The sequence below is a fragment of the Pseudomonas sp. N40(2020) genome (assembly GCF_014472415.1).
Taxonomy (GTDB): Bacteria; Pseudomonadota; Gammaproteobacteria; order Pseudomonadales; family Pseudomonadaceae; genus Aquipseudomonas.
The window spans coordinates 20619-36901 of record NZ_JACSZV010000038.1 but is presented as its reverse complement, the minus strand read 5'-3'; the positions used below and the strand labels follow the sequence as shown (position 1 = coordinate 36901).

The 16283-nt window shown below is 60.3% G+C and carries 14 protein-coding genes and 1 pseudogene; all 15 read left to right on the top strand.

The annotated features are described in order from the left end of the window. Positions 1-121 precede the first annotated feature (121 nt). Positions 122-1474 (top strand): TolC family outer membrane protein, encoded by a 1353-nt coding sequence (locus IAI51_RS21675; protein WP_187680321.1) that lies wholly within the window; start codon positions 122-124, stop codon positions 1472-1474. A gap of 34 nt (positions 1475-1508) precedes the next feature. Next, complete coding sequence (locus tag IAI51_RS21670) at positions 1509-3665, top strand: type I secretion system permease/ATPase (RefSeq protein WP_187680320.1); 2157 nt, start codon at positions 1509-1511, stop codon at positions 3663-3665. Beyond that, on the top strand, positions 3655-5022 hold the full coding sequence (locus IAI51_RS21665) for an HlyD family type I secretion periplasmic adaptor subunit (protein WP_187680319.1): 1368 nt from the start codon (positions 3655-3657) through the stop codon (positions 5020-5022). The genes IAI51_RS21670 and IAI51_RS21665 overlap by 11 nt, the downstream gene beginning before the upstream one ends. 368 nt (positions 5023-5390) lie before the next feature. Further along, complete coding sequence (locus IAI51_RS21660; RefSeq protein ID WP_187680318.1) at positions 5391-6287, top strand: TauD/TfdA dioxygenase family protein; 897 nt, start codon at positions 5391-5393, stop codon at positions 6285-6287. A gap of 18 nt (positions 6288-6305) precedes the next feature. Next, positions 6306-7331: an ABC transporter substrate-binding protein gene (locus tag IAI51_RS21655; RefSeq protein WP_187680317.1), complete on the top strand. Its 1026-nt coding sequence runs from the start codon at positions 6306-6308 to the stop codon at positions 7329-7331. 5 nt (positions 7332-7336) lie between these two features. Continuing rightward, positions 7337-8197 carry an ABC transporter ATP-binding protein gene (locus tag IAI51_RS21650; protein WP_187680316.1) on the top strand — a complete coding sequence of 287 codons (861 nt, stop codon included), beginning with the start codon at positions 7337-7339 and terminating at the stop codon, positions 8195-8197. Positions 8198-8217: 20 nt separating this feature from the next. Further along, entirely contained in the window at positions 8218-9084 is an 867-nt protein-coding gene (locus IAI51_RS21645; protein WP_187680315.1) for an ABC transporter permease, read from the top strand. A gap of 173 nt (positions 9085-9257) precedes the next feature. After that, positions 9258-10175, top strand: coding sequence for a LysR family transcriptional regulator (locus IAI51_RS21640; RefSeq protein WP_187680314.1), 918 nt, complete (start codon positions 9258-9260; stop codon positions 10173-10175). 221 nt (positions 10176-10396) lie between these two features. Further along, entirely contained in the window at positions 10397-11935 is a 1539-nt protein-coding gene (locus IAI51_RS21635; RefSeq protein ID WP_187680313.1) for an MFS transporter, read from the top strand. A gap of 26 nt (positions 11936-11961) precedes the next feature. Beyond that, positions 11962-13032 (top strand): HlyD family secretion protein, encoded by a 1071-nt coding sequence (locus IAI51_RS21630; protein WP_187680312.1) that lies wholly within the window; start codon positions 11962-11964, stop codon positions 13030-13032. Continuing rightward, positions 13029-14594: an efflux transporter outer membrane subunit gene (locus IAI51_RS21625; protein ID WP_187680311.1), complete on the top strand. Its 1566-nt coding sequence runs from the start codon at positions 13029-13031 to the stop codon at positions 14592-14594. The genes IAI51_RS21630 and IAI51_RS21625 overlap by 4 nt, the downstream gene beginning before the upstream one ends. A 185-nt stretch (positions 14595-14779) precedes the next feature. Further along, a complete protein-coding gene (locus IAI51_RS21620) occupies positions 14780-15241 on the top strand; it encodes an aminoacyl-tRNA deacylase (RefSeq protein ID WP_187680310.1) in 462 nt (153 codons plus the stop codon). 129 nt (positions 15242-15370) lie between these two features. Beyond that, a pseudogene (locus tag IAI51_RS21615) lies at positions 15371-15610 on the top strand (DUF2789 domain-containing protein). Between the two features lie 98 nt (positions 15611-15708). After that, the gene (locus tag IAI51_RS21610) at positions 15709-15954 is read left to right on the top strand and encodes a type II toxin-antitoxin system Phd/YefM family antitoxin (RefSeq protein WP_187680309.1); all 246 of its coding nucleotides are present in this window, start codon (positions 15709-15711) and stop codon (positions 15952-15954) included. Next, positions 15944-16225 carry a type II toxin-antitoxin system RelE family toxin gene (locus tag IAI51_RS21605; protein ID WP_187680308.1) on the top strand — a complete coding sequence of 94 codons (282 nt, stop codon included), beginning with the start codon at positions 15944-15946 and terminating at the stop codon, positions 16223-16225. Before IAI51_RS21610 ends, IAI51_RS21605 begins: the two co-directional genes overlap by 11 nt. Positions 16226-16283: the final 58 nt, after the last annotated feature.

The following is a 16283-nucleotide window of genomic DNA, read 5'->3' as shown; positions in this document are numbered from 1 at the left end:
TGCGTGTGATCCAGTTCCTGTTTCGAACTTTCCGACATACGGTCAATCCGGTTGCCAATCATCCGACGCAGCAGCACGTTTAGCTGTGATTCAAGACAAGTAGTTCTGGGAAATCGTTACCATGCGTTCGCATTTGTTCAAGGCTCTACCCTTCGCTCTCGCCGCGTCTTTCGCACAAGCACAATCCTTACCAGAAGCCATGCAACAGGCATTGGATGTCCATCCGGAAATCCAGGCAGGGGTCAACAGTCGTTTAGCTGCGGATTATCAATTAAAGGCAGCGAAGGGGGGATACCTGCCCAAGGTCGATCTGCTGGGCGGTTATGGCCGTGAAGGCACCGACAGCGTAACCACCCGCGCCAACGGTGGCGGCAATCATTGGGAAACCCTGAACCGCAGCGAGTCAAGTTTACGTCTTTCGCAAATGGTCTTTGACGGTTTTGCGACCTCCAGTGAAGTCGGGCGTCAACAAGCCAACGTTAACTCCCGCGCTTACTCGCTGCTGGGCACCTCGGAGCGCACTGCGTTAACCGTGGCCCAGGTTTATCTGGATGTGCTGACCCGCCGCGAATTCGTGCGACTGGCTGAAGAAAACCTCAAGAGCCACCAGCGCATTTATGACCAGATTCAGCTGCGTACCCAGCGTGGCGTGGGCAGTGGCGCCGACCTCGATCAGGCCGAAGCGCGGATGGCTCAGGCCCGCAACAACCTGATCACCGAGCAGACCAACCTCGCCGACTCCGAGACCAACTTCCTCAGCGCCGTCGGCCAGATGCCTGATCAATTGGAGCGTCCGGCGCCGTTCATGGCGATGATGCCGGCCAACCTCAACGAAGCGCGCGCGCAAATGCTGGAAAACAGCCCGATCCTGCGCTCGGCCGAGTCCGACATCGCTGCTGCAGAGAAGCAATACCAAACCGCCAAGTCGACGTTCTACCCACGCTTCGACGCCGAGCTGGGCCGCACCGCCGACAACGATCTCGACGGCCAGAACGGCCACAGCAACGAATGGCAGGCCATGTTGCGCATGCGCTTCAACCTGTATTCGGGCGGTAGCAACAAAGCTGATCTGGAATCCAAGTCGTACCTGTCAAACCAGGCGCTGGACATCCGCAACAACGCCCTGCGTCAGTTGAATGAAGAGCTGGGCCTGGCCTGGAACGCCCTGAACAACGCTAACGCCCAGGTGCCAATCGCTCAGCAATACGTCGATCACAGCACCTCGGTGCGTACCGCCTACCAGCGTCAGTTCAGCCTCGGCGAACGTACCTTGCTCGACTTGCTCGACAGCGAAAACGAGTTGTTCACCGCTTCGCGGCGTCTGGCTGAAATCAAAAACATTCAGTTATTTACTCAATACCGAATCAAGGCGACCATGGGCGAGTTGCTCAGAAGCCAGGGAGTGGTCGCACCGTTGGCATCCGTTGTGCAGAACGACGTGAAGCCCAAGGTCCAGTTGCCTGGGATGAATTGAGTTATCCCTTTTCAATTGCCAAAGAGTGTCGAGCGTGGAATCAGAAGTCAGTCGAGTTCATCTCAGTCATGATCCACGCGCGTTGCACGACGATCCGTTACTGGACGGTCTGCTAGCCCTTTGCATGCTGCACCAGAAACCCGCCAGCGCGGCGATGCTGACCACCGGCCTGCCGCTGCCCAAACAACGTCTGAGTGTCGAGTTGCTGCCCCGCGCGGCGGCTCGCGCCGGCCTGCAAGGTCGGGTGCTGCAACGCAAGCTGGAAGAAATTCCGGCGATCGCCATGCCGGCGTTGTTGCTGCTCAAGGACGGCCGCAGTGCTGTGCTGCTTGGCTGGCAGGATGAAAACCAGGCCCGGGTGCTGCTCAGCGAAAGCGATGGCGGCGAATCGGTGGTCAGCCGCGAACTGCTTGCCGATGACTACACCGGCAAAGTCTTCTTCGCCCAGCCGCAACACAAATTCGACGTCAACCACGGCACGCTGATTCCACGCGCCCGCTCGTGGTTCCGCGACACCCTCAAGCGTTCGCGCTGGCTGTACGCCGACGCCATCGCCGCCAGTTTCCTGATCAACATCATTGCCATGGCCGCGCCGCTGTTCGTGATGAACGTCTACGACCGCGTAGTGCCAAACCAGGCCGAAGCGACCCTGTGGGTGCTGGCGCTGGGCATCACCGGCGCCTATATCTTCGACCTGATCCTCAAAAGCCTGCGCAGCCTGTGCCTGGATCTGGCCGGCAAGAAAACCGACCTGATCATCTCTGCGACGCTGTTCGAACGCATCGTCGGCATGGCCATGAAATACCGCCCGGCGCGGGTCGGCAGCTTCGCCCAGAACATCCACGAGTTTCAGAGCCTGCGTGACTTCCTCGCTTCGCTGACCCTGACCAGCCTGATCGATTTGCCGTTCACCATCCTGATCTTCATCGTCATCGCCATTCTTGGCGGGCATCTGGTGTGGATTCCGGTGCTGGCGTTCCCGATCGCTCTGCTGATCGGCTATGCCCTGCAGAAGCCGTTGGTGGCGACCATGGAGCGAACCATGGCCCTCGGCGCCGAGCGTCAATCGAGCCTGATCGAAACCCTCGCCGGCCTCGACGCGGTGAAGGTCAACAACGCCGAAAGCGAACGCCAATACCAGTGGGAACAAACCATCGGCACCCTCAGCCGCTTGGAGCTGCGGGTGAAAATGCTGTCCGGTCTGGCGATGAACATCACCCTGCTGATCCAGCAACTGGCCGGGGTGATCATGATTGTCTTCGGCGTCTATCAGATCATCGACGGTCATCTGAGCATGGGCGGCCTGATTGCCTGCTACATGCTCAGCGGCCGCGCACTGAGCCCGCTGGCCTCGCTATCCGGTCTGCTGACCCGATATCAACAAGCTCGGGTGACCATGACCTCGGTCGACCAGATGATGGAGCTGCCGCAAGAACGCAACTTCGAAGAGCGCCCACTGAGCCGCAAGGTTCTGCAAGGCGCCATCGAATGCCGTCAACTCAACTTCACCTACCCGGAACAACAGAACCCGGCGTTGAAGAACATCAACCTGGTGATCCGTCCCGGCGAGAAGATCGGCATCATCGGTCGCAGCGGTTCAGGCAAGAGCTCGCTGGCGAAACTGCTGGTGGGCCTGTATCAGCCGGACGACGGCGCGTTGCTGGTCGACGGCGTGGATATTCGCCAGATCGACGTCAGCGAACTGCGCTACAACATCGGCTACGTGCCGCAGGACATCCAGTTGCTCGCCGGCACCCTGCGCGACAACCTTGTCTCCGGCGCGCGCTATGTAGAAGACGAGCTGGTACTGCAAGCCGCTGAACTGGCCGGCGTTCACGAATTCGCCCGTCTGCATCCGCAAGGGTATGAACTGCAAGTCGGCGAGCGCGGGCAGAACCTGTCGGGTGGCCAACGCCAGAACGTCGCCCTGGCCCGGGCATTGTTGCTCAATCCGCCGATTCTGTTGATGGACGAGCCGACCAGCGCCATGGACAACACCGGTGAAGAACGCCTCAAGCAACGCCTCGCGGCGGTGATTGAAAACAAGACCGTGGTGCTGGTGACACACCGGGCATCACTGCTGTCGCTGGTGGATCGCCTGCTGGTGATCGACCGTGGACAGATTCTCGCCGATGGCCCGAAAGCCGCCGTGATGGAAGCGTTGAAGAAGGGGCAGATCAGTGTTGCTTAAGTCGGGTGTCAAGGATTCGATCCGTCGTTACTTCAAAGGCTCCGCATCGCTGCAGGGTCAGCCACTGCCGGAGGTCAACAAGGCGCTGATAGAAGACGCCCCGCGCGTCGTTCGCCTGACCATCTGGGCGATCATCGGCTTCTTCGTCTTTCTGATGCTCTGGGCCAATTTCGCCGTGATCGACGAAGTGACCAAGGGCGACGGCAAGGCCATTCCTTCGTCGAAGATCCAGAAAATCCAGAACCTTGAGGGCGGGATCGTCGCCGAACTGTTCGTCAAGGAAGGCCAGATCGTCGAGGCCGGCGCGCCGCTGATTCGTCTGGACGACACACGATTTGCCTCCAACGTCGGCGAAACCGAAGCCGATCGGCAGTCGATGTTGCTGCGCGTGGAGCGCCTTAGCGCCGAAGTCGATGACCGTCCGTTGAACTTCCCGGAAGACGTGGTCAAAGCGGTGCCGGGTCAGGCCAAGAGCGAAGAATCCCTTTACATCAGCCGCCGCCAGCAATTGCACGACGAGATCGGCGGGTTGCAGGAGCAGTTGATCCAGCGCCAGCAAGAGCTGCGCGAATTCAGCTCCAAGCAGGCGCAATATCGCCAGCAACTCGGCCTGCAACGGCAGGAAATCAACATGTCCGAGCCACTGGTGGCGCAGGGCGCGGTATCCCCAGTAGAAGTGCTGCGTCTCAAGCGTGCCGAAGTGGAAACCCGTGGTCAGCTCGACGCCACGACTCTGGCTATTCCCCGCGCTGAATCGGCGATCAAGGAAGTGCAGCGCAAGATTGACGAGACTCGCGGCAAATTCCGCAGCGAAGCGCTGACCCAGCTCAACGAAGCCCGCACCGACCTGAACAAGGCCCAGGCCACCGGCAAAGCGCTGGAAGACCGGGTCAGCCGTACGCTGGTCACCTCGCCGGTACGCGGCATCGTCAACAAGTTGCTGGTCAATACCATCGGCGGCGTGATCCAGCCGGGCAGCGACATGGTAGAAATCGTGCCGCTGGACGACACCTTGCTGGTCGAAGCCAAGATCCGCCCGCAGGACATCGCGTTCCTGCATCCGGGGCAGGAAGCGATCGTGAAATTCACCGCGTATGACTACACCATCTACGGCGGGCTGAAAGCCCAGTTGGAGCAGATCGGCGCCGACACCATCACCGACGAAGACAAGAAAACCACTTACTACATCATCAAGGTGCGCACCGAGCGCAGCCACCTGGGCACCGATGAGAAGCCGTTGTTGATCATCCCGGGGATGGTCGCGTCAGTGGACATCATCACCGGCAAGAAGTCGGTGTTGAGTTATCTGCTCAAGCCGATCATTCGGGCGCGTGCCGAGGCGTTGCACGAGCGGTAGATCTTCATTGGCAACTGGCCTCATCGCTGGCAAGCCAGCTCCCAGAGGTTTTTGTATCGGGCCCATATTTGTGTCCAGCTGAGAACCCTGTGGGAGCTGGCTTGCCAGCGATGGCGGCAGTCCTGACTCCACATCCCTGTCAGTAAGTGACAAAAACCGTCACTCACCATCCCGTCCATTCCTCACCATTAGCCATATCGTTATTCGCTAACGGTATTTAATTTCCAATTCTTATAGCTATAAAGTCACTCCCCTGCGTACCTGCCGACCAATCGGCGCGCCGCACGACCTGAACCAACACGCAATCCAGCGTGAGTTTCTGATCGACGCGCGCGCCCATGAGCGCGCCGTGCGTGGGAGATTGAAAGATGTCCGCAGCTACTGCCACTCCAAGCGCCGCGACCGCCGCGCCGCAAACCTTCGAAATTCGCCCGTTCAGCGGTGCCGTCGGCGCCGAGATCATCTGCCTCGACCTGACCCGTCCGGTCAACGACCAGGACTTCTCGCGCATTCACCGCGCGCACCTCGATCACCACGTCGTGGTGTTCCGCGAACAGCGCATCACCCCACAACAGCAGATCGACTTCAGCCGCCGCTTCGGCGTGTTGCAGATCCACGTGCTCAAGCAGTTCCTGCTGGCCAACCACCCGGAAATCCTCATCGTTTCCAACATCGTCGAGAACGGCCAGAACATCGGTCTGGGCGATGCCGGCAAGTTCTGGCACTCCGACCTTTCCTATAAAGAGCTGCCGAGCCTCGGCTCGATGCTGCATGCGCAGGAGTTGCCGTCGGAGGGTGGCGACACTTTGTTTGCCGACATGCACAAAGCCTGGGACAGCCTGCCCGAGGCGCTGCGCAAAGCGGTGGAGGGCCGCTCGGCTGCGCACTCCTACACCGCGCGTTACAGCGAGACCAAATTCGAAGGCAATTGGCGCCCGACCCTGACTCCCGAGCAACTCGCCCAAGTCGCCGAAGTGGTGCACCCGATTGCCCGCACCCATCCGGAAAATGGTCGTAAGTCGCTGTTCGTCAGTGAAGGCTTCACCACACGCATCGTTGGCCTGCCGCACGACGAGAGCAAACAACTGCTCGCCGAGCTCTACGCCCACAGCGTGCTGCCGCACAACATCTACCGCCACCAATGGCAGCCCCACGACATGGTGTTCTGGGACAACCGTTCCCTGATCCATCTCGCCGCCGGTTGCCCTGCGCACCTGCGCCGCAAGCTGTATCGCACGACCATTCAGGGCGACGCGCCTTTCTGATTTGCCGGAGATTCGATCATGTCCAAACGTCTTCCATTTGCGCCGCTGGCCGCGGCCATCGGCCTGGGTTTCAGTCTGATTGCCGGCAGCCTGGTGGCGCCGACCGTGGCTCACGCCGAAGGTGAAATCCGCATCGCCGAGCAGTTCGGCATCGTCTATTTATTGCTCAACGTGGTGCGCGATCAGGGCCTGATCGAGAAGTACGGCAAGCAGGAAGGCCTCGACATCAAGGTCGACTGGACGCAGTTGTCCGGTGGCGCGGCGGTCAACGATGCGCTGCTCTCCGGCTCCATCGACATTGCCGGCGCTGGCGTCGGCCCGCTGCTGACCATCTGGGATCGCACCCACGGCAAGCAGAACGTCAAAGCCGTGGCCTCGCTGGGCAACTTTCCGTACTACTTGGTGAGCAACAATCCCAAGGTCAAGACCATTGCTGATTTCACCGAGAAAGATCGCATTGCGGTCCCGGCGGTGGGCGTCTCCGTGCAGTCGCGCTTCCTGCAATACGCGGCCGCCAAGCAGTGGGGCGACAAGGAATTCAATCGTCTCGACAAATACACCATCGCCGTTCCGCACCCGGACGCCACCGCTGCACTGATTGCCGGCGGCACCGAGCTGACCGGGCATTTCTCCAACCCGCCGTTCCAGGATCAGGCGCTGGAAAACCCCAACGTGCATGTCGTGCTCAATTCCTACGACGTGCTCGGTCCGAACTCGCCTACGGTGCTGTTCGCCACCGAGAAATTCCGCAACGAGAACCCGAAGACTTACAAAGCCTTCGTCGAAGCGCTGACCGAAGCTGCGCAGTTCGCCCAGAACGATAAAGGCGCGGCGGCCGACACTTACATCCGCGTGACCAAAGCCAAAATCGACCGCGCCGCCTTGCTGAAAATCATCGAAAACCCGCAGTTCGAATTCAGCGTCACGCCGAAAAATACCTACCCACTGGCCGAATTCCTCTACCGCGTCGGCGCCATCAAGAACAAGCCTGAATCGTGGAAGGACTACTTCTTCCAGGACGCCAAACCGCTGCAAGGGAGCTGACCAAGATGAATGCCCCTTTGCAAGGCCACGCGGCCAGCAACCCGGTCGCCACGGCGCAAGCGCTGTTGGCGGTCGACCAGGTCAGCCTGGAATACCGCACGCCGCAACGCGTCGTCCGAGCGACTCACCAGGTCAGTTTTGAAGTCGATCAACAGGATCGCTTCGTGCTGCTCGGCCCATCCGGCTGCGGTAAATCCACCTTGCTCAAAGCCGTCGCGGGGTTCATCCAGCCTTGCGAAGGCGAGATCCGCCTGCAAGGCCAGCGCGTTGATGCGCCGGGGCCTGACCGGATAGTAGTTTTTCAGGAATTCGATCAACTGCCGCCGTGGAAAACCGTCAAACAGAATGTGATGTTTCCACTGCTCGCTTCGCGCACGCTGAAGAAAAAACAAGCCGAAGAACGTGCACTGCACTATCTGGAAAAAGTCGGTCTGGCGGCGTTTGCCGATGCCTATCCGCATACCTTGTCCGGCGGTATGAAAGCGCGGGTGGCGATTGCCCGGGCGCTGGCGATGCAGCCAAAAATCCTGCTGATGGACGAGCCGTTCGCCGCACTCGATGCACTGACCCGACGCAAGATGCAGGAGGAGTTGCTGCTGCTCTGGGAGGAAGTGCGCTTCACCCTGTTGTTCGTCACCCACTCGATTGAAGAGGCGCTGGTGGTCGGCAATCGCATCCTGTTGCTGTCGCCGCATCCGGGGCGGGTGAGGGCGGAAGTCCATAGCCATCAATACAACCTGCAAAGCCTTGGCGGTGTGGCGTTTCAGGAGTCGGCACGGCGCATTCATCGGCTGTTGTTCGATGAAGGCCAGTCGCCGGAAACCGAGCTCGACCATGACTTCAACGACATTCGCATCGCTTATTGAGCGGCCTGGAGGATTGCCCGATGAGCCAATCATCATCTGTAAGACATGAATTCGAAACCGTGCTGCAGCCGCTGACCAGCGTACCGGTCGAGCGCGAATTACCTATCGGTCAACGCTTATGGCAACAGGGCTGGCTGCGTAAAAGCCTGATCCTGATTTTGCTCGCGGTGCTGTGGGAAATCGTCGCCCGGGTGCAGAACAACGATCTGCTGCTGCCCAGTTTTGTGCAGACCAGTCATGCGCTTTACGACGGTCTGCTCAGCGGCGAATTGCTGGGCAAGGTGTGGATATCGCTGGTGGTGCTGCTCAAGGGGTATCTGATTGGCATTGTCTTGGCGTTTGCCCTGACCACGTTGGCGGTGTCGACGCAGTTTGGTCGCGATCTGTTGAGCACGTTGACCTCGATGTTCAATCCGCTGCCGGCGATTGCCCTGCTGCCGCTGGCCTTGCTGTGGTTTGGGCTGGGGCAGAACAGCCTGATTTTTGTGCTGGTGCATTCGGTGTTGTGGGCGCTGGCGTTGAATACCTATGCAGGGTTTCTCGGCGTCTCGGAAACCCTGCGCATGGCCGGGCGAAATTACGGTTTGAAGGGCATGCGTTTTGTGCTGTTTATCCTGATCCCGGCGGCGCTGCCGTCGATTCTCGCCGGGCTGAAGATTGGCTGGGCGTTTGCCTGGCGTACGTTGATCGCCGCTGAGTTGGTGTTCGGTGCGACCAGCGGCAAGGGCGGCCTGGGCTGGTACATCTTTCAGAATCGCAATGAGCTGTATACCGACAAAGTGTTTGCCGGGTTGGCGGTGGTGATCCTGATCGGGTTGCTGGTGGAGAATCTGGTGTTCGACACGCTGGAACGGGTGACCGTCAAGCGGTGGGGGATGCAGCGGTAATTTGTCGCGCTCCGACCGGCCCCTTCGCGAGCAGGCTCGCTCCCACATTTGAAATGCATTCCCATGTGGGAGCGAGCCTGCTCGCGAAAGCGTCGGTCCGGCCACCGCCTCATTAGCTGAATGTTTGCTAGCATTGCGCACAGATCAATCCAGATCAGCCATGAGTGCTCAGCATGCAACTCCCGGACATGAACCTTCTGGTCGCCCTCGACGCCTTGCTCGACGAGGGCAGCGTGGTTGGCGCCGCCAGACGGATGAACCTCAGCCCGGCAGCCATGAGCCGAACCCTGACGCGCATTCGCGAAGCCATCGGCGATCCGATTCTGGTGCGCGCCGGCCGGGGCCTGGTGCCGACACCCAAAGCATTGGAGTTGCGTGAACAGGTGCGTGATGTGGTCGAGCAGGCCGCGCTGTTGTTCCGTTCGGCGGACACTGTGGAACTGGGCAGTTTGCGTCGGCGCTTCAGCATTCGCGCCAATGACTTTTTCATCGGCGTGTACGGCGGCAAACTGTTCGACACCCTCGACCAGCAGGCGCCGCACTGTGAACTGCGCTTCGTCCCGGAAGGCGATGGCGACGATGAAGCGCTGCGAGAAGGCCGGATCGACCTGAGCGTCAGCAACACCCGCCCGGTGACCCCGGAAGTAAAAGTGCAGAACCTGTTTTCCACGCATTTCGTCGGCCTGGTGCGCGAGGATCATCCGCTGCTCGACGGCGAAATCACTGCCGAGCGTTATGCCGGTTTTTCCCACATCAGCATGTCGCGGCGTGGCATTGCGCGTGGGCCGATCGATACGGCTCTGAATGCGCTTGGGCTGGAGCGGCGAGTGGCAGTGATTGCGCCGAGTTTTCATGCGGCGATGTTTGCTCTGCCGGATTCCGACCTGATCCTGCCGGTGCCCAAGGAAGCGCTGTTGAGCGTGCGGCGGTTGGGCTTGAAGCTGCGCTCCTTCAACCTGCCGATTCCGTTGCCGACCCTGATGCTGACCCAGGCCTGGCATCCGCGCTTCGACAAGGACCCGGCGCACCGTTGGTTGCGTGAAACCCTCAAGACTTGCTGCGATGAGACCTGGCTCGCCGCGCAACCCTAATCCCACAATCGACACAAACCCCTGTAGGAGTGAGCCTGCTCGCGATAGCGGTGTATCAGTCAACGTAGATATCGACTGAAACGATGCCATCGCCAGCAGGCTCACTCCTACAGGGTTAATCGTTGTGTTTGACACACTTATATCCTGCCAATAAGTCAATTTTCGTCAGCACTAAGCCCGACTAAGATGCTCCGGTATTTTTCCCTCCGGAGTTTGCATTCATGACATCCCTGACGGTCCCGGCGCCAATGGCCGCGACCAGCCCGGCGACGGCGGCCGCGCCACCGGCATTCGGGGCGCGGATCATCATCGGCCTGGTCGGCGTGCTGGTCGCGGTGCTGGTGTCGGGCCTCAACGAGATGGTGACCAAGGTCGCCCTGGCCGACATTCGCGGCGCGCTGAACATTGGTTACGACGAAGGCACCTGGCTCGTCGCCAGTTACACCGCCACCTCGGTCGCGGCCATGGCGTTCGCGCCGTGGTGCTCGGTGACGTTCTCGCTGCGCCGCTTCACCCTCTGCGCGATCAGCCTGTTCACCTTGCTCGGCGTGCTGTGCCCCTTTGCCCCGAACTACGAAAGCCTGCTGCTGATGCGCACCCTGCAAGGTCTGGCTGGCGGCGCGTTGCCGCCGATGCTGATGACCGTCGCCCTGCGCTTCCTGCCGCCGAACTTCAAACTTTATGGCCTGGCCGGTTACGCGCTGACGGCCACCTTCGGCCCCGGCCTTGGCACGCCGCTGGCGGGGTTGTGGACCGAATACGTCGGCTGGCAATGGACGTTCTGGCAAATCATCGTGCCGTGCCTGATCGCCATGGTCATGGTCGGTTACGGTATCCCGCAGGACCCGCTGCGGCTGGAGCGCCTCAAGACGTTCAACTGGAAAGGCCTGCTGCTGGGTTTTCCGGCGATCTGCATGCTGGTGATCGGCCTGTTGCAGGGCAATCGGCTGGACTGGTTCGAGTCGGATCTGATCTGCGCACTGCTCGGCTCGGGGTCGCTGCTGCTGGTGGCGTTCCTGATCAACGAGTGGTCGCAGCCGATTCCGTTTTTCAAGTTGCAGATGCTCGGCATCCGTAACCTGGCGTTCGCGCTGATGACCCTGGCCGGCGTGTTGGTGGTGCTGCAAGCGGTGGTGTTGATTCCGTCGAGCTATCTGGCGCAAGTGCAGGGTTATCGCCCGGTGCAGACCGCGCCGATCATGCTGATCGCGGCGTTGCCGCAGTTGATCGCGCTGCCGCTGGTGGCGGCGATGTGCAACCTGCGCTGGGTCGATTGCCGCTGGGTGCTTGGCATCGGTTTAAGCATGCTGACGGCATCCTGTTTGGGCGGCTCGCTGCTGACCTCGGAATGGATTCGCGACAATTTCTACGTCCTGCAATGGCTGCAGATCTTCGGTCAGCCGATGTCGGTACTGCCGCTGTTGATGCTCTCCACCGGCAGCATCCAGCCAACGGACGGGCCGTTTGCCTCGGCCTGGTTCAACACCGTGAAAGGTCTGGCGGCAGTGATCGCCACCGGGGTGCTCGAGGCGCTGACCACGGCGCGTCTGCATTTTCACTCGACCATGCTGGTCGACAGCCTCGGCAACTCACCGTTGGCCGACCGCAGCGATCCGGGCCTTGCCCATCGCCTGCATGAACAGGCCGTGGTGCTGACTTCTTCTGATCTCTATGTGTGCATGGCCGGCGTTGCAGTGGCGCTGATCCTGCTGATTTTCTGGCTGCCGACGCGGATCTTCCCGCCACGCGCACCGACTTGATTGCTGTACTGAAAATGAAGGTTTTTATGACGACTCAAGCAAAGCAAAAACTCGCGGTGGCCGTCGCTGCTGCGCTGGCGGTGGGCGTGCTGTTGTATATGGCGGTGCCCGGCCTTTTTGGCAAACGTACCCAGCAAAATACCAACGACGCTTTCGTCTCCGCTGATTTCACTTTAGTGGTGCCGCGCGTGGCCGGTTTCATCAAGGAAGTGTTGGTAGAAGACAACCAACGGGTACAGGCCGGGCAGTTGCTGGCGTTGATCGATGATCGTGATTTGCGTGCCGCCGCTGAGGCCGCGGATGCGCAAACCCTGGTCGCGCGCGCGCAGTTGCAGAACGCCAAGGCCACGCTCGAACGCCAGACCTCGGTGATCGCTCAGGCGCAGGCCTCGGTGGTCTCGGCCAAGGCTGAAATGGCGTTTGCCCAGCAGGAATTGAATCGCTACAACCACCTCGCCGGCGTGGGTGCCGGTACGGTACAGAACGCGCAGCAGGCCCGTACGCGTATCGATCAGGCCTCCGCGCGGCTGGACACGGCGAGCGCGAAACTGGCGGCCGAGCGCAAGCAGGTGGAAATCCTCACCGCCCAGCGTAATGCTGCTGAAGGTACGTTGAAACATGCACAGGCGGCGCTGGAAATCGCCAGTTTCGAACTCTCCTACACGCGCATCACCGCGCCGCAGGACGGCATGGTCGGCGAGCGTGCCGTGCGCGTTGGCGCCTATGTGACGCCGGGCAGCAAGCTGCTGGCGGTGGTGCCGTTGCAGCAGGCCTATGTGGTTGCCAACTTTCAGGAGACGCAATTGACGGACGTGCAACCGGGCCAGCAAGTGCAAGTGCGCGTCGATAGCCTTGGTGGCGAGGCACTGAGCGGCCGCGTCGAGAGTATTGCGCCAGCGACCGGCGTGACCTTCGCGGCGGTGAAACCGGATAACGCCACCGGCAACTTCACCAAAGTGGTGCAGCGGATTCCGGTGAAGATTGTGCTGGAGCCTGGGCAGCCACTGGCCGAGCGGTTGCGTGTGGGGATGTCGGTCGAGGCGAGTATCGATACGCGTAGCTCGGCGAAATCGGTGCGCGAGGTGACTCAGCGATGAGCTTCTTTGAACGAACTGACGCCTTCGCGAGCAGGCTCGCTCCCACAGGAGAAACGCATTCCAAAATGTGGGAGCGGGCCTGCTCGCGAAGAGGCCGCTGGCAGCAACTCGCTTTGGGTGCCCTGCTCGCGGTAAGTCTCAGCGCCTGCACAGTGGGGCCTGACTTCCAGAAACCCGAAGCCACGCAAATCGCCGACTGGGCAAAACCCGCCAAATCCGCCCCCAGCCGAGCCGTCAGCGAACCGCTGAACGAACGCTGGTGGGAAGTCTTCAACGACCCACAACTCTCGGCCCTGACTCAACGTGCCGTGCGCAGTAACCTCGACCTGCAACTGGCCAGCAGCCGCCTGCAACAAAGCCGCGCCGCGCGTCAGGTAATCACCGCTGATCGCTACCCCAACACCGCCGCCACCGGCAGTTACGCACGCAAGCGCAACAGTGGCGAGGGCTTGAACGATCCGTCCGGGCAAAACGGCGATTCCGCGTTCAATCTGTGGGACGCCGGTTTCTCGGCCTCGTGGGAGCTGGATTTCTGGGGCCGCGTGCGCCGCGAAACCGAAGCTGCCGATGCCAACCTCGAAGTTGCCGAAAACGACCGTCGCGGAGTGCTGCTCGCCGTCCTCGCCGACACTGCGCAGAACTACATTCAGTTGCGCGGCGTGCAGAACACCCGCGCCGTCACCGAGCAAAATCTCGACGTTGCCCGCCACAGTCTGAAGCTCTCACAGCTGCGTCTGAATGATGGCGTGGCGACGGATCTGGACGTCGCCGAAGCCGCCGCGCAAGTTGCGGCCATCGAATCGCGCCTGCCGGCGCTGGAACAGCGTCAATCGCAACTGATCAACGCCATCAGCTTATTGATGGGCGAGCCGCCGCAAGCCCTGGCCAAGGCGTTATCCACAGACGCGGCGGTGCCGCAGTCGCCGCTCACGGTCGCCATCGGCTTGCCGTCGCAACTGGCCGAGCGCCGTCCGGACATCCGTCAGGCCGAAGCGCGGCTGCATGCGGCCACCGCCAACATCGGCGTGGCCAAGGGCGATTTCTATCCGCGCATCACCCTGTCCGGCAACCTCGGCTCGCAAGCGATGCAGTTGAGTGACTTCGGTTCGTGGGGCTCGCGCGCGTTCGGCATCGGCCCGCAATTCAGCCTGCCGCTGTTCGACGGCGGCCGCCTGCGCGGCATGTTGCACCTGCGCGAAGCCCAGCAACAGGAAGCGGCCATCGGCTACCAGCAAACCGTACTGCGCGCCTGGCACGAGATCGACGATCAACTGACCGCCTACAACGCCAGCCAGCGTCGCCGCGACAGCCTCGCCGAAGCCGTGCGCCAGAATCAGATCGCCCTGCGCACCGCGCAACAGCAATACGTCGAAGGCGTGGTCGATTTCGTCAACGTACTCACCGTGCAGAGCGCGTTGCTCGCGACTCAGGAGCAGTGGGTGGAAAGCTCCACCGGGGTTTCGCTGGCGATGGTCGGGTTGTACCGGGCGTTGGGTGGGGGATGGGAGTCGGTGTATCCGGCAGCAGAAATGGCCGCAACGTTACCGGATGTCGTGAAGTAATCGCCGCGTGGTTGAGGCCTTCAGGATTTACCCGACAAATCCGTCATTCCCTTGAGTAACTCGATCGGCCTGAAATTTGAGTAATGTGCGCAGGTGTCCAGTGGGCGGATTTCCCTGCGCCAGCGGTGTGCCGAACTAGACTCAAAGACACGGCAACAGCGTTCAGCGCAACACCGAGGTGCATCATGCGTATGGCCAAAAAGGTGCAAAGCAGCCTGACCCGGGCGCATTGCGAATATGACATCGTCGCCCACCGGCACTCGTCCAGCAGCCTCGAAACCGCAAGGGTTTCCGGGGTGCCCGCCGAGCGCGTGGCGAAATCGGTGATCCTCGACGACCACCACGGGCATTACCTGATGGCGGTGCTGCCGGCCAGTCATCACCTGGACTTGAGCAAGGTCCGCAACAGCGGCGAATGGCAACTGACTCGCGAAAGCAACCTGGCGCACATCTTCGACGACTGCGAGCGCGGCGCGGTGCCGCCGCTGGGGGATTCCTACGGGTTGGACATGGTCATCGACCCGCTGCTGACTCGGCAGAAAGATATCTATCTGGAGGCTGGCAACCACAACTACCTCCTGCACATGAGCATGCCCGAGTTTTTGAAAATGGTGCCGCATGCCGAGGTGCGAGAGTTGAGTCATTAATTTTTGTAGCGGGTTTGCTGACGCCATCGCGAGCAGGCTCACTCCTACAATGGGAACGCGTTCAACCTGTAGGAGTGAGCCTGCTCGCGATGAATCTTCCACACACCACATTTTTGAAGGAGTTGCTTAATGGAAAGCCCGACCCACAGTCTGCCATCCCTGTTCAAACAACTCGGCCTGAACAACGACCCCACCAGCATCGACCAATTCATCGCCACACACTCCCCACTCAAACCCGAACTGCACCTGGCGGATGCGTTTTTCTGAAGCAAGAGTCAGGCAGGTTTTTTGCGCGACGAGATTCTGGGTGATGCCGATTGGGCGGAGGTGGTGGATCAGTTGGATGTGTTATTGCGTAAGGGGCGGTAGGACTAACTGAATGGCGAGCACTTTTAGCCGGATCGTTTTGCGGTTGTCTATGATCAAAAAATGGACCAATATCACGACCTCAATTGAGGTCTTTTATTATGCAAAATGTTCTGGCCGATATGGCTGTCAGTGTTTCCGAGTTGAAGAAAAACCCATCTGCTGTTTTAAGCGGCGCACAGGGTGGGGCTGTGGCCGTTCTGAACCACAACCGCGTCATGGGCTACATGGTGCCAGCCGATGTTTACGAGGCAATGATGGAGCGGCTTGATGATTTGGAGCTGGCTGAAATCGTGCGTTCGCGCAGCCATGAAACGCCTATTTCGGTAAGCCTGGATGACCTATAAGCTCGAGTTTTTGCCGTCGGCACTTAAAGAGTGGAACAAGCTGGGACACACACTCCGAGATCAATTCAAAAAGAAGCTCGCCGAAAGAATGACGCTGCCGAGAATCGCAGCGGACGCGCTCCACGGGATGCCCGACTGTTACAAAATCAAACTCAAGGCTTCCGGTTACCGTTTGGTTTATCAGGTAATCGATGAGCGAGTCGTGGTCTCTGTTGTCGCGGTAGGTAAACGCGAGCGCAGCAGTGTTTACGAGAACGCCAAAAAAAGTTGATTTCGTCCCATCCTTGTCGCTTCTCTTCGGCCGACAATCAATTTGTTTCAAAACTTGA